15 protein-coding genes and 1 pseudogene are annotated in these 13,457 nt (G+C 55.1%); 10 read left to right on the forward strand and 6 right to left on the reverse strand.

Annotated elements, in window-relative coordinates:
• The 6 genes and pseudogenes from SV7mr_RS25775 to SV7mr_RS23230 form a co-directional block, all read right to left on the reverse strand.
• Positions 1-354 (reverse strand): annotated as a pseudogene (locus SV7mr_RS25775) (DEAD/DEAH box helicase); the annotation flags it as partial.
• Entirely contained in the window at positions 354-941 is a 588-nt protein-coding gene (locus SV7mr_RS23210; protein WP_145277185.1) for a RusA family crossover junction endodeoxyribonuclease, read from the reverse strand. The pseudogene SV7mr_RS25775 and the gene SV7mr_RS23210, both read right to left, overlap by 1 nt.
• 94 nt (positions 942-1,035) lie before the next feature.
• The gene (locus tag SV7mr_RS23215) at positions 1,036-1,518 is read right to left on the reverse strand and encodes a DUF669 domain-containing protein (protein WP_145277187.1); all 483 of its coding nucleotides are present in this window, start codon (positions 1,516-1,518) and stop codon (positions 1,036-1,038) included.
• Between the two features lie 52 nt (positions 1,519-1,570).
• Positions 1,571-2,329, reverse strand: coding sequence for an ATP-binding protein (locus SV7mr_RS23220; RefSeq protein WP_145277189.1), 759 nt, complete (start codon positions 2,327-2,329; stop codon positions 1,571-1,573).
• A gap of 39 nt (positions 2,330-2,368) precedes the next feature.
• Complete coding sequence (locus SV7mr_RS23225) at positions 2,369-2,608, reverse strand: hypothetical protein (RefSeq protein ID WP_145277191.1); 240 nt, start codon at positions 2,606-2,608, stop codon at positions 2,369-2,371.
• Between the two features lie 109 nt (positions 2,609-2,717).
• A complete protein-coding gene (locus tag SV7mr_RS23230; protein WP_145277193.1) occupies positions 2,718-3,332 on the reverse strand; it encodes an RNA polymerase sigma factor in 615 nt (204 codons plus the stop codon).
• Positions 3,333-3,663: 331 nt separating this feature from the next.
• On the opposite strand from SV7mr_RS23230, the gene SV7mr_RS23235 reads away from it, so the two are divergent.
• From SV7mr_RS23235 to SV7mr_RS23280, 10 genes are all read left to right on the forward strand, one after another.
• On the forward strand, positions 3,664-4,137 hold the full coding sequence (locus SV7mr_RS23235; protein ID WP_145277195.1) for a hypothetical protein: 474 nt from the start codon (positions 3,664-3,666) through the stop codon (positions 4,135-4,137).
• Positions 4,138-4,338: 201 nt separating this feature from the next.
• Positions 4,339-4,992, forward strand: coding sequence for a transcriptional repressor LexA (gene lexA, locus SV7mr_RS23240; protein WP_146438404.1), 654 nt, complete (start codon positions 4,339-4,341; stop codon positions 4,990-4,992).
• Positions 4,993-4,997: 5 nt separating this feature from the next.
• On the forward strand, positions 4,998-6,191 hold the full coding sequence (locus SV7mr_RS23245) for a hypothetical protein (RefSeq protein ID WP_145277199.1): 1,194 nt from the start codon (positions 4,998-5,000) through the stop codon (positions 6,189-6,191).
• Entirely contained in the window at positions 6,148-7,071 is a 924-nt protein-coding gene (locus SV7mr_RS23250; RefSeq protein WP_145277201.1) for a hypothetical protein, read from the forward strand. Before SV7mr_RS23245 ends, SV7mr_RS23250 begins: the two co-directional genes overlap by 44 nt.
• Positions 7,072-7,423: 352 nt before the next feature.
• Positions 7,424-7,912, forward strand: a complete 489-nt coding sequence (locus SV7mr_RS23255; RefSeq protein WP_145277203.1) for a DUF2924 domain-containing protein — start codon at positions 7,424-7,426, stop codon at positions 7,910-7,912.
• Positions 7,909-9,459: a recombinase family protein gene (locus SV7mr_RS23260; protein ID WP_145277205.1), complete on the forward strand. Its 1,551-nt coding sequence runs from the start codon at positions 7,909-7,911 to the stop codon at positions 9,457-9,459. Before SV7mr_RS23255 ends, SV7mr_RS23260 begins: the two co-directional genes overlap by 4 nt.
• Positions 9,456-9,911: a hypothetical protein gene (locus SV7mr_RS23265; protein WP_419187822.1), complete on the forward strand. Its 456-nt coding sequence runs from the start codon at positions 9,456-9,458 to the stop codon at positions 9,909-9,911. The genes SV7mr_RS23260 and SV7mr_RS23265 overlap by 4 nt, the downstream gene beginning before the upstream one ends.
• Before the next feature lie 174 nt (positions 9,912-10,085).
• Positions 10,086-10,898, forward strand: a complete 813-nt coding sequence (locus SV7mr_RS23270) for an IS3 family transposase (protein ID WP_419187823.1) — start codon at positions 10,086-10,088, stop codon at positions 10,896-10,898.
• Positions 10,899-11,180: 282 nt separating this feature from the next.
• On the forward strand, positions 11,181-12,620 hold the full coding sequence (locus SV7mr_RS23275; RefSeq protein WP_145277209.1) for a UbiA family prenyltransferase: 1,440 nt from the start codon (positions 11,181-11,183) through the stop codon (positions 12,618-12,620).
• A gap of 123 nt (positions 12,621-12,743) precedes the next feature.
• A partial coding sequence (locus SV7mr_RS23280) for a glycosyltransferase family 39 protein (protein ID WP_419187824.1) occupies positions 12,744-13,457 on the forward strand: 714 nt, incomplete at its 3' end.

A 13,457-nucleotide genomic window follows, 5' to 3' on the forward strand; every position in this document is an offset into this window, starting at 1 on the left:
AACGATCAGGTCAAACGGATCGAGATCGCAGGCTCGCTTGTAGATGCTCTGGATGCCGGCAACCAATACCGGAGTATTGGTGTCACGTTTCTTGAGGCCGGCCGAGTAGAGTCCGACTTTGATATCGTGGCATAGCCGGCGGACCTTGTCGGCGTTCTGTTCCAAAAGCTCTTTGACGTGGGCCAAGATCAACACGCGACCATCCCACTGCCCAACAGCGTCGCTCGCAATCTTCGCCAAGACCAAGGATTTGCCGGCACCGGTGGGCAACACGGCAACCGGATTGTCATTACGCTGGCGAAGATGGCTGTAGACCGCATCGACGGCAGCTTGCTGATAGGCACGCAGCTTCATCAGAGTGCCTTCCCGTTGTGACGTTTACCAAGCCATCTTGGGACGGCGTTGGGCGACATCTCTGACTGGCCTCGCTTGCAATCACCACAGATTCGGTTGGCCGGTCCGCTGGACGAGAACGGCTGATTGCACTGCAGGCAGATTCGTTCGATGTTTGGCTTGTCCTCTTCGACAAGCGGAGTTACCCAGACAAGAGCCTCGCCTTCGAATGGCTTAGGAAGTTCCACGCCTGCCTCAATCTCTGCGCGGGTTCGACGTTTCAGCCTTCCTTTCGGCTTGACTTCCGGAAGGATCTTTTCAATCGCTAGACGAAAGATCTGAGTATCGTCTTCATACACGCCACCCCACTGAAGCGAATCCAAGATCGCTTTGAGGACGTTGTCGACGTCGCGTCGTCGTCGATCGGGTGTGTAGAGCTCGATGTTGACCGACAGCGGGCCGGTGAGTGTTTTGATGTCGCGTGTCTGCAAATACTCCATGACTTGCTTGCGATAGTTACGTCCGCGACGACTTATCAGCACCCGCTGGCCAACGTGTCGCCAGTAAGTGTTGATCGTGGGTGGGAAGGGCAACTTGAATTTAAACATGGTGCAACACCTTCAGCATGGAAACGAAAACAGCCGACCGGCAATCCGTGCCGGCCGGCTGTTGAACTTGGAAGCGATCAGAAAGAGGCCGCGGCTATCGCTTCCAAGGCGCGTCGGTCGAGGCGGCGGACTGCGGACCAAAGACGACCGGGCTGGCGGTTTCCAGACTTCCGCTACCGGGATCCCGCTTGCTGTAACCCTTCACCTCGTTCTGCAACTCGCCGGTATCGCTACGACGTTTGAGGCGAACGTGGATGACGCACGGCAAGTTATGCAGGTCGGTCGAATCCGTCGGGGCGAGGACACCGACGGCGCGGCAAATCGCCGAGAGTTCCCGACGCGCGATCTCGACCGCCGTTCCGTTTGGATTGTCGAGATTCAGTCGCACCCACAACAAACGTCCAGAATGCTCGCCTTCGATGATTTGAAACGTGAGCTGAAGGTATGAGCCGGCTCCCGATTTAGTCGGCTTCATTTCGCTGTCGGTGATGACGGCGACGTATTTGCCGACGGGAATCGGCTCGAGATCGTTGGCGGGTTCGACTTCGTTGGCGTCAAAGCCTTGTAGATTGGCCATGGATGGTTCCTTGGTTTGGTGAAGTAGGAAAGGTCAGTGAAGCGGTAGACGATTAACTTGCCGACAAAGCGGTGACGAAGGCGGGCCAGGAAAGCGGCAGTTCCTCAGCGATGCCGTATCGGTTCTTGGCGACGCAGCTCGGCGAACCATAAGCACGAATGACACGCTCACCGCCATCCTTGCCAACGGCGTGTGCGATGGTGCGTTTGCGATTGAAGCCGCCGTCCTCGGTCTGTGTTCGCAACTTGCGAGTTGCAAACAACACGGCGTCGCACCACTCCTTCACCAACGCCGCAGCATGTTTGTGAAGGCGAGGTGAGTAGCGGTCGTAGGGCGACGACTCGGGATCCTCGAATCGCTCGACCTTGGAGTGGGCGATCAGCACGACGACCATGCCGCGAGAACGGAGGACGCCGAGCAAATCGAGCACTTCACGCCACAGAGAGAGGGCGTGCATGTAACCGCGAGCATAGCCGCCATCGACTTTTTCGATCGATTCGACGCCATACTGCTGACAGAGTTTGTCCCAGACAAGACGCTCTAGCCAATCAAGAGAGTCGATCACGACCGTTTCGTAATCGTGCTTCTGATTGACGAGCGTTTTTAACGCCGCGATCACGTCGTCGAAATTCACAGCCAATGGAAATCGATCGCAGTCGATCTCATCAAGCCCATCTTCGGTTTGAATGAAGATCGGCTTGGGAGCCTGGCTGCCGAAGGTCGATTTGCCGATACCTTCGACACCGTAAAGCAAGACGCGTGGCGGTTTGGATTGCCGGCCGGATTGGATGGATTCAAGTAGGTTGGTCACTGTTTGGTAGACTCCTTGGTTCGTTGGTTGACTGGCTGGTTAGAGAGACTGGATGTGCTCGATGTCGAAATTGCCGTCGCGATCGCTGGTCACGAGGTAGTGCTTGAAGTCAATTTGCACCACGAACCGCTGACCGGTTCCGAGTTGCTTCCGAAGGGACTTGCACGCTCCGGTGAATTCACGAGATGCTTCGTTGAAGCGGTCGGCCGATCGCAAATAACGACCAACCGCGAGAGAAATGGCGACGCGACGTTCGATGTCTAGAGACAAGTCAGGCATAGGGGCTCGATGGTTGAGGTTATGTTGAGCACACGTTTCCGATGGCTTTCCGCTACCTCTAGACCTTCCAACTTTTCAGACTGAAAGACGAAGCGCCGGCCAAAAAACTTCAGACGAGGTACTCGTGGAGACCTTGCTCGCGAAACACGACGGCGATCTTTGCCAGCCAGTACTTGAGCGTCGAAAGTGGCACATCCATGATTTGCGAACACTCTCGCAACGAATGGTCGGTACGCAGCTTGAGTAGCCGTTGCCAGTGCTCGGGCAGCGTTGCGATGGCCACGGCCAGATCGTGACGCAAATCAACCAACTCCGTGTCCGACAGCTTTGCCGTCTCGATGCGGCTCCGGTTGTCGTCTTCGCTGATGCACTGGATCAACTCGCGACGTTCACCGCCGGATTCCACCATCACGTTCAGCGACGTCACCTCGCGGTCATCGCGAATCTTGTGCAATCGATAGGCACGCAGGTTGGTGGCAGCTCGATTGACGACCATCGTGATGAACGGATTTCGATGGCCGATCGTCGCATCGTGCGATCGCATCGCCCGGTCGAGTTGTGCCTGCAGTTCCTGATGCAGATCCTCCGCTTCGTGTGGGGCGAATTCGGGGCAACGTAAAAGGCGACTGACGGCGCGGCGAATGACCGTTTGGGCAAACGGGTCTTGGGTGAGCGTCGGAACCGTGGATGTGGTTTTGGGCTGAGAGGGTGCTGAAACAGGCATGTTCACTCCGTCGATGGGCGATGTTGAGAAGGCCGCATCACGGCAGCGGCCACACCCACCGGCGAAGTTGCACCAAATCGCACTCGGCGATCACTGCAACGGCGATTCCCCCTGTAAAACGCAGGGGAATCGCACTGGAAAAAATGTTGTTGCAGTTGCACGAAATCGCACTCACTGCAACTGCAACAACTTTCTGCCCCCGGACAGAGGGAGAAAGGACGCCGAATCTGGAGCCAAGATTTTTCAGCGAGTTGGACCAAACGTGTCCATGCCATCGGTCAACCTGGACGGCCACTGTTCTTCCAGACCTTCCTCTTGATGGAGCCTCGCTATGCACGCCTACGTTGAACAGCTTTCTGGCACTGAACCGGTCCAAACCGAGATGGTTGGACGCCTCGCCCGCCTGTTGCTCGATCCGTCACTGGACCGCTGCGACATCGCTGACGGCATCTTGTCCGACATTGAGCTGATCCGATTCCTCTGCGGCTACCAGCAGATCGTGATCGAGAACACGGCGGCGCCGGGGACAAATTGGATGATGGAGCAGAGAGGTTCACACGAACTCAGCTTTGTGGCCCATGCCCTCGATAAACCACGCGAGCAATTCATCATGCCGCTGCTCCTTGGATCGCTTTGTGATCACAGCGGCCGGCCGTGGTTTCAGTCCTCGGTCTATGAATTCCTCCCAGCCGTCGAAGGAATCAAGACGACCAACATCGGCGGAAAACCGATGTTCAAAGCCAACCTGCGACCGGAACAAATCCGGAGCCAGCCGGCGGTGCAAATGAACGCGGCCTTGAACTGAACGTCATCGCGGGGCTCGATGTCCACTTCGTTTATCAGCGCTAATTCAAAATTCTTTTCCTGCAAATTACGGCACGAAAGCATTTGCTAGCAAAATTCCGCTTGTCGGAATAATCGGCATGATTAGATTTGTTGTAGCACGAAACGAAGTCTATCAGCGCTAATGCAAGCCGCCACATCTAACCGCCAAGGATGCCGATTCATGAAGCGAGCCAAACCAAGCCGGGGACGACCACGCCAAACCGAAATCACCGAAGGCCAATCGCGAGCACTCGACGAACTGTCCGCCGCGATCGATCGCCATGGCATCGCACCCACGATGACCGAACTCGGTGACCGGCTTGGTATCAGCGCCGCCAGCGCCCACCAATTGGTTCTGCAACTGGAACGCAAGGGCTATGTCGCTCGACAGCCCCGCAAGGCTCGCAGCTTGCGGGTGGTCCGTCGGCCAAGTCAAACGCTCGCATCAATGACGAGTGTGCCGATGCTTGGTGTGGTGAAAGCTGGCCCGGCAATGCTCGCCGAAGAGAATTGTTTGGGTGAAGTCATGGTTGCTTCCGACCTGGTCGGTCGCAGCCAATGCTTCGCCTTGTCGATCAGCGGTGACAGCATGAAGGACGCGGACATGCGAGACGGCGACATCGTGATCGTTCGACGACAGCAGCTTGCCGAAAACGGTGAGATCGTGGTCGCGTTGATCGATGATGAAGCGACCGTGAAGCGACTCGATTTGAACGACGGAGCGATTCGCTTGTTGCCTGAAAACCGGAAATACAAGCCGATCGAGATTCAACCTGATAGCGACTTTCGTGTGCTTGGAAAGGTTATTTGTGTCACCAAGAAATCTGAAAGTTAGCTGTCATGCCTCAACCCACTCCGTTGTCCACCTTGCTTCGCGTGATTCCCAACGAGCTCCTCAAACGATGGTTCCATGATCATATTCCTGGGCCGTTCGATATTCCGTGGGAGACGCTGGGTGAGAACGAAATCGAACCCATGATCGTGCATCTGGATGAACTGCCATCGAGCATTCGCAAAGATGCCGAGATTGATTTGCGGACGATTCGTTCGTTTGCCAGTGAAGCGGGAATGCGGGCGATCGAGGATACGGCACGGATGCACGGAGAGCCGGACTTGTTGTCTCGCATTCCCGATGGACTCAATCTTAACGGGCGAGCGATGTGGGTTCGTCTGCACGAGTGGGAGATCCTCCATGCGGCTACGACGTTGTTGCATTTGGAAGAAGCAACATTCTGGCGTAAGCGAAACGGCGTTCCGGCCAACGTTGAAATCGCGGGCGACGCGGCCGAGCAACTCGGTAACGCGGTCTCCAACATGCTGCGTGAGGAAGGACGAGGCCAACACGTCACCGTCGAGCGACTGGAAAACAACGGCATCGTTTACTTCATCGTCCATCCCGACGACTTTGTCCGCAGCGACAATATGCACGACGATCAGGGACGCTTGGCGACCGTGTCGATTCGGCCGACCCTCGATATTATCTTTGCCTATGAGCGTCACGCCGGATCGTTCGAACTCTGCGCGAATCTGCCGAAGGCCCACAAAGAGCGACTGGAGCCAATGTTCTCACGCACGGTGCTTGGCTGGCAGTTGCCACCATACGAGGACGAAAGCGGCTACTACATTGATCACTTGAAAGATCCAAACACGCCACTGCCAACCGATCCGGCAGACGAAATTCGGGTCCGAATCGAAGAGATCAAGATGTTCAATCCATCGACACGTCGACGGATTTCAACGGACATCAACAAACACGACGAAACCGATACGATTCACCGGGCGATCAGCGAGGAGCTTCGATCGTCGCACGATGTGCTGGCAAACTTTAGCGTCAACTCCGTTGGCATCCGATTCGTGTTTCCAGCCACACGGTACGCCCGAGCGGGTGCTCGAATCATTCGTATCACACCCGGCAGTTGCAACCTGCGGAGCCTGACACCGGACCGTGCCGAGATTGTCCAGAAGCACCTTCGCATGTGGGGAGTCGACCATGCGCCGACGGACGAGCCCAATCTGGTCTCCGTGGGAGCTTAGCCCACCGGCGTTCACTCTTCGTGACGCCAAGCCGCTTCATCAAGACCAGTTCGCGATCCTTCGTCGCCTCCGCTTGGTCAAACCGACCACGCCTGCGACCGAACAGCAATGCAAAGATTGCGGCGAGCACCAACCAGTCATCTATACAACGGATCGTGAAAGCATCCGTCACGGATTCATCGTCTGCGAAGGCTGTGGTCCGGCGGAGGTTCTACCCGAATCCCTTGACCAGTTCGTGTTCGATACGGAGCAGCTACTGGAACATCTCTTTGTCGATACACGACTCGCGATCAAACCGATCGACTCGGATCTCTTGTGGCATATCGGCCGACGCACACTCGAGGGACGCAGTCGGGAATTGTTGTTTCTGCGTTGCGTGAATGCCAAGAACGGGACGAGCATCGTCGAACAGCTTGGTCGTCGGACACGATCGCTGGTTTTCACGCCATTGACCAGCTCTGCCGCGAGACTGGACACGATGGTTTCCAACTTGGTTATCGGGATTCAGGACGTCGTCGAATTCGCGGAAGACGGCTTGCGAATCGATTGGGAGGCCGTCGAAGATCGCCTGATTAAATCGAGTGAATCCGATGTTCAAAAGCCCAAGCCGCAACCACGCCGGTCGTCACGCACTGCGAAGATCGAACTGTTGGTCAATGAGTTAACGCAGCATTTGCGTAGTGCTGCTGATCATGCTCACGCAACCGGCGAACTGCTGCCTCGTCCCACGCAGCAAGAACTCGCGAGACGAACCCGCATGTCAAAGTCCGATGTCAGTCGCTGCCTCAAAGACTCATCTTCCAAGCAGCTGCGACTGCTTTGGCAAACGGCGGAAGATCTGCATGCCGTTCTGCGTTTGCCGCCCAAACAACTTCGCTGAATCTTTCTTTTCGATTGGCTCCGACTTTTAGAACCGCAATTTGGAAGGTCTGGGGATAGGGCGGTCTGTTAACCGCCTGTTCCCACTTTACACTTCTAGGTTCTGCCTGTGCGAATATCTGATTCAAAATCCGACCCCGATGAAACACGATTGAGGCGCCGCGAAATCGTCGACCTGCTGACGCGTGCCGTCGTTCGCTACCACCGAGTTACCGCAATGTCGGGGAACTCCGCCGAATCTTCTGATGATGACCGACAGGATGGCTTGATCAAATCGGAAAACGATCGCTCTCTGTGACTCGGCCGCGGTAAACACGCCCGGCACTTATTTGTTTCAAGTCACGGAGAACTACATGAGCAACCCATTGGGCCAAGAGTTGGCCGCGCTACGCCGAATGTCGGTCAGCACCCTTCAAGACAAGTACTTCGAGGTCTTCGGCGAGACAACGACCGGCCGCAACAAAGCGTGGCTGCAGAAACGGATCGCGTGGCGAATGCAAGCCAATGCGTTTGGTGGCCTAAGTGATCGGGCCATCCAGCGAGCCAGTGAGCTCGCCAACGAATCGGATCTTCGTGTGACGGCGCCGCGCGAGCCGTCACGCTTGCCACCACCCCCGGCGGTGAACCGTGAACTTCCGCCCAAGGACGAACGGTTGCCGCCGGTCGGCGATTGCCTGGTTCGCGATTACAAGGGGCGGGAATGCATCGTCACCATCCTGCCCGATGGTTTCGATTTTGAGGGCGAGCACTACAAGACACTTTCGGCAGTTGCCAAAGCGATCACGGGCCAGCACTGGAATGGCTTTCGGTTCTTCAAAATTCACAAGCAGGAGTCAGCATGAGTCGCGAGCAAGTAAAACAACCCATTCGGTGTGCGATCTACACTCGCAAGTCGACCGAAGAAGGTCTCGACCAAGAGTTCAATAGCCTGGATGCGCAGCGTGATGCGGGCGAGGCGTTCATCACAAGCCAGCGAAGCGAACGCTGGGCATGTCTCGAAGAGCGTTACGACGACGGCGGCTTTTCAGGTGGGAACCTCGAGCGACCCGCGATGAAACGTCTCATGGCCGATATCGAGGCCGGCAGAATCGACTGTGTCGTTGTCTACAAAGTTGACCGGCTCAGTCGCAGCCTGCTCGACTTCTCTCGGGTGATGGAAACCTTCGAGAAACACAAAGTGGCCTTTGTGTCTGTCACGCAGCAGTTCAACACCGCCAGCTCGATGGGCCGGTTGATCCTCAATGTGCTGCTCTCGTTCGCCCAATTCGAACGTGAAATGATCAGCGAACGCACCCGAGACAAGATCGCGGCGACCAGACGCAAAGGCAAATGGTGCGGTGGCGTGCCGGTCTTCGGATTCACGATCGAAGAAACCAAGCTCGTGGTCGTACCCCACGAAGCCGAACGCGTGCGGCAGATCTTTGATCTTTACCGACGAACGCATTCCCTGCTCGAAACGGCCAAGGAAGCCAATCGCCGAGGTTGGCGGACCAAGCAGTGGACGACAAAGAAGGGATCAACTCGCGGTGGCCTGCCGTATGACAAGAACCGCATCTACCAGATGTTGACCAACGTCACCTACATCGGCAAGCTGACGTACAAGGACGAGATCCATGAAGGCCAGCATGAGGCGATCGTTGATCCTGAAGTCTTCAAGGAAGTCGGAGAGTCGCTGCGAAAGAATGGTCGCTCTGCCTTACTCAAAGCGACAACCAGCTTTAACGGCATGCTGCGTGGGATCCTGCGATGTGCCAAATGTAATCGTGCCATGCGGCATACAACCACCGGGCGGGCAGCTAAGCGGTATCGCTACTACGTCTGCGGCAAGGCGGAAAAACGAGGCTACGACACTTGTCCATCGCCTTCGATTCCTGCCAAGCAGATCGAAAGCTTCGTCGTCGAAGAGCTTCGTGTTTTCGCAAACGACGACCAGCTCATTCGTGACATCTACGAACGCTGTCATGAGCAGAACCGCGAAGATGTCGATTCGCAAACTCGTGAGGCCGATTCGATCGCGAAGTTTCTAAAAGACGACCACGCCGAGATGACCCACCTTGTCGCAACGGCCGCTGGTCCTGACCTGATTGAAGCAACGCAATCTCGCATTGATAAAAGCGAAACACGATTGAAAGAGCTGCGTGAAGCAATCGACAACCATCGGCCGATTCGCGTCAGCCATGCATCGATCCGCAAGACCCTCAGTGAACTGGACAAAGCCTGGGACACGATCCCACCGCGAGAACGTTGCCGACTGATGGAGTTGTTGATCGAGCGAATTGACTACGACGGCGTTGAGGGCACGCTTGATATCACGTTCCATCCCGCCGGACTCGCGTCACTCGGCCAAGACGGCAATTTTGCCCGGCACATCACGGAGACTTTGAATTGAGCGACCTATCGAACAAGGCAAACGAAACACCGCCGCGCACGTCGGCGATACGCCGCACGTTTCACATTGCCCGCGTAGATCGCGGAGCCCGCGAGGTGCGCGGCGGTACGGCCCCACCGCGGCCCAGAACGGGCCAACTGCCGAGACTGTCCCGGCTGATGGCGCTCGCCATCCATTTCGACCACGCTTTGGCATCGGGCCGCCTCCGATCACAAGCCGACTTGGCGCGAGCAGGGCAAGTCACACGAGCTCGCCTCAGCCAGATCATGAACCTCTGTAATCTCGCCCCCGATCTCCAAGAAGAGCTGCTGTTCTTAAAGCCCTATTTCAACGGCCGAGCGCCCATCACCGAACGTCAAATCCGCCCGATCGCCGCCGAACCCAACTGGGACAAACAGCGCCGCCGTTTCAAGAAGCTCACCGGTTCTGCCGGTCGTAGTGATCAGGAATAGGCTGAACGTCAGATAACAAGCAGCTATGCCAGCCCAATTCTTACGCAGTTCGCTGGGTTTCAAATCCATGAAACGTTTGCCGCTGCTTTCGCGCGTTCCATCGAGGTGGCGCCCACGACTTTCTTGGTCCAAGCATAGCGCATGTGCAGGGACGCGGCGAGGAAACGCTACGGAATGGTCAATGACCACAACGGAAAGATCCCTCGCGACTGGTGGCTCGCGGATTGGGAGCGGCAAGCCATTGTCGCGTTCCATGACAAGAATCCACTGGAGGGTTATCGCCGATTGACTTTCATGATGCTTGACGATGACATCGTTGCGGTGAGCCCTTCGACGGTTTATCGCGTTCTCAAAGCAGCGGGGCGTTTGGACCGCAAATCCGCGACCAAGTCGCTCAAAGGAACAGGCTTCAAACAGCCTAAAAAGCCGCATAGCCATTGGCATACCGATGTTTCTTACATCAACGTTGGTGGAACGTTTTTTTACTTGATCACGGTACTCGATGGCTTCAGTCGTTACATCGTGCACCATGAACTTCGCGAGTCGATGACGGAAGTGGATATTGAGATTGTGATTCAAGCAGCGCTGGAAAAACATCCCGGTGTGAAGCCCCGAATCATCAGCGACAATGGTCCGCAGTACATCGCGAAAGACTTTAAAGCATTCGTTCGCTTCAACGGTTTGACGCATGTGACGACGAGTCCTTACTACCCGCAAAGCAACGGAAAGCAGGAGCGATTTTACGGGACGTTGAAGACGGAGTGCATTCGTCCCAATCCGCCGCGAGATCGTGACGAAGCGGTCAAGCAAATAGCTGCTTATGTGTGTCATTACAACGAGACGCGTTTGCACAGCGGGATCGGTTACATCACGCCAGCGGACTGCTTGAATGGCCTGTCCGGCGAGATCCATGCAGAGCGTGATCGCAAGCTTGAAGAAGCTCGTTCACGCCGTCGCGAGCAAGCATCACTTGCAATCGCGAGCTGATGTGAGAGACTGAGAGAACTTGGTCGGAGGATAGGGCACTGGTGAGGACCAACCCGAGCGCCGTGCCAAGTGAAACGTCGAAGGGCAGCGGTGTCAGACGATGCCGCTACTCTTCCCTTCGATGTTTCCACAATGCGAAAAAACTTCGGGCAGGATGCCTGATCTTCACGGCAGGAAGCCGCCATCCTGTACTACTCGCCGGTTAGCAAATTCCAATTCCCGTTGAACCAAGACAATTCTTCTTGACGCAATATTTCATATTGTCTTTTAGCCCAGCATATCATGTCGAATCCTAACTCAGTCTCGCTAGTCGTTGACCTCGATGGGACACTAGTTCACACAGATACACTCGTCGAATCTGTCTTTCGGCTTTTGAAGAAGAATCCGTTGCTCCTGTTTGCCCTTCCATTCTGGGTGCTCCAAGGGCGCGCGTCGTTGAAACAGCTTGTTGCGCAGCGGATTGACCTGAATCCTGCATTGCTTCCATACAACCACGATGTGCTGGATTACTTGCGTAGTCAGAAGGCCCAGGGGCGAGTAGTGCATTTGGCGACGGCGGCGCATGAATCTATCGCCACCTCTGTTTCTAGCCATCTTCAGCTATTTGATTCGGTCCTAGCATCGAGTGACGGGACCAATTTGAAGGGAAAGCGTAAGCTGGAGGAGATCCAGCAAAGGATTGGCACTGACTTTTCCTACGCGGGTGATAGCTCTGCTGATATCCCAATTTGGAAACAGGCGAAGTCTGCGATCTTGGTTGGCGTTTCATCGCGTACGATGGCGCGGCTCGGTGACGACATAGAGATCGAAAAGGAATTCTCTTCTCCCAAGGTTACACTGAAAGTATTCCTTAAGGCGATTCGCATCCACCAGTGGATGAAAAACTGCTTGATCTTCGTTCCGCTCTTGACTGCTTTCGCCTTTACTAATGTTCCCTTGGTAATAGCTTCGTTGCACGCGTTTCTCGGTTTTTCGTTAATGGCATCAGCGACCTACATACTGAATGACCTGTGGGATCTCGATGCCGATCGCATACACCCAAGAAAACGTAATCGCCCGTTGGCGTCCGGAGCGTTGTCAATTCCGCAAGGCATCTTGATCGGCTGTTCGATGTTAGCTTTTGGGCTTGCCATCGGAGGTATGCTGTCACTCAGTTTTCTCTTGATGATGGTGCTCTATCTTGTCACGACTCTGTCTTACAGTTTCGTGTTCAAGACCTATATCATCATCGATATAATCTTCCTCTCGTTGCTATTCACCATCAGAATTCTGTCAGGTGCCGTCGCAATTGAGGTGCCTGTTAGTGCTTGGTTACTCTCTTTCTCGGTGCTTGTGTTTTTCAGCTTGGCATTGGTGAAGCGGTGTTCGGAACTAGTCAGTTTGAAGTCCCGTAGTCTCAAGGCGGCATCGGGACGCGATTATCAAGTTTCCGATTTGGTCATACTTTGGCCATTGGGAGTTAGCACGGCAGTGTCTGCCGTGGTCGTTTTTGGGCTGTTTATCAACGACTCCGAAACCCAAGCTAAGTACGCAACCCCCGAACTCCTCTGGGGCGCTGCGATCGGACTCATCTATTGGCTGTCACGGCTGTGGATCAAGACGGCACGTGGGGAAATGCACGATGACCCAATTGTGTTCGCATTGAAGAACCTCGGAAGTGTGATCACGGTCGGGGGGATTGCCCTGTGGGTGCTCGCCGCGCATTTCATTGACGTTCATTGAGTGTTTCCGACAGTGCGACAAGCAACAGATCGTAATGTGTGACTCTGGGAAGCATATCAAGGCTGCTAAACGATCAAGTACTCTGTTGCATCCTGATTTCGTCGTCCGACAAAGTAGCAATTAATGTCTAAAGAAATGACAGCGCCGCGCCCCATAATGCGTTGGGTGATCATTGGGCTCATTCTTGTAACGTACTTAGGGGTTACTAATCCGCATCCGGACTTTACGAGGTTCAATGCGCATGATAGTGGTAGCTATATGGCGCTCAGCTATAACCTGATTCATGGCAACGGGTACACCCGAAACATCGCGGAAGGTCAATACATTCCCCACACGTTGTGGCCACCTGGGATGGCTACATTACTCGCACCGGCAATCGCATTGAGTGGCGAGACGGTGAACTGGCTTGCCGTCAAGATGACGATGATCACGGTCGGGCTCATTGGGTTGGTACTTCTGTGGAAGTACTTAGTTAGGATTGGGGAGGGTGATTCCTCAAAGGCCAATGTTGTGACGCTGTTTGTAGCATTAAACCCTTACTATTGGCATTTCAGTCGTGTTGTGCTGGCTGAAGTTCCCGTCGTAGTTTGGATCATTGGAGCTCTTTACGTTATCGATCGCGTGTGGGCCAAGCGCGAGTTGCGTTGTCGTGAAGCTGCATTATGCGGGGTCTTTGTCGGTATCGGTATGTTAATCAAGGGGTCTGTGCTTGGTCTGGTGGAATGCCCCCGAAACTTGGTCCAGGGTTATGAAGGTAGGGATTGGGTTACTGAATCACATTCGTTGTGCCGCTTCGACGTAAGGAGCGCAGCGACTGGAGTTGAAGCGGCACAACGG

Origin of the sequence: Stieleria bergensis, assembly GCA_007745635.1 — a bacterium.
GTDB lineage: Bacteria > Planctomycetota > Planctomycetia > Pirellulales > Pirellulaceae > Stieleria > Stieleria bergensis.

Coding starts and splice junctions, on each gene's coding strand:
- SV7mr_RS23250 (WP_145277201.1), top strand. CDS start 6,148: ATGCGCCGACGGACGAGCCCAATCTGGTCTCCGTGGGAGCTTAGCCCA.
- SV7mr_RS23245 (WP_145277199.1), top strand. CDS start 4,998: ATGCCTCAACCCACTCCGTTGTCCACCTTGCTTCGCGTGATTCCCAAC.
- SV7mr_RS23235 (WP_145277195.1), top strand. CDS start 3,664: ATGCACGCCTACGTTGAACAGCTTTCTGGCACTGAACCGGTCCAAACC.
- SV7mr_RS23230 (WP_145277193.1), bottom strand. CDS start 3,332: ATGCCTGTTTCAGCACCCTCTCAGCCCAAAACCACATCCACGGTTCCG.
- SV7mr_RS23210 (WP_145277185.1), bottom strand. CDS start 941: ATGTTTAAATTCAAGTTGCCCTTCCCACCCACGATCAACACTTACTGG.
- SV7mr_RS23215 (WP_145277187.1), bottom strand. CDS start 1,518: ATGGCCAATCTACAAGGCTTTGACGCCAACGAAGTCGAACCCGCCAAC.
- SV7mr_RS23260 (WP_145277205.1), top strand. CDS start 7,909: ATGAGTCGCGAGCAAGTAAAACAACCCATTCGGTGTGCGATCTACACT.
- SV7mr_RS23255 (WP_145277203.1), top strand. CDS start 7,424: ATGAGCAACCCATTGGGCCAAGAGTTGGCCGCGCTACGCCGAATGTCG.
- SV7mr_RS23275 (WP_145277209.1), top strand. CDS start 11,181: ATGTCGAATCCTAACTCAGTCTCGCTAGTCGTTGACCTCGATGGGACA.
- SV7mr_RS23270 (WP_419187823.1), top strand. CDS start 10,086: ATGGTCAATGACCACAACGGAAAGATCCCTCGCGACTGGTGGCTCGCG.
- lexA (WP_146438404.1), top strand. CDS start 4,339: ATGAAGCGAGCCAAACCAAGCCGGGGACGACCACGCCAAACCGAAATC.
- SV7mr_RS23225 (WP_145277191.1), bottom strand. CDS start 2,608: ATGCCTGACTTGTCTCTAGACATCGAACGTCGCGTCGCCATTTCTCTC.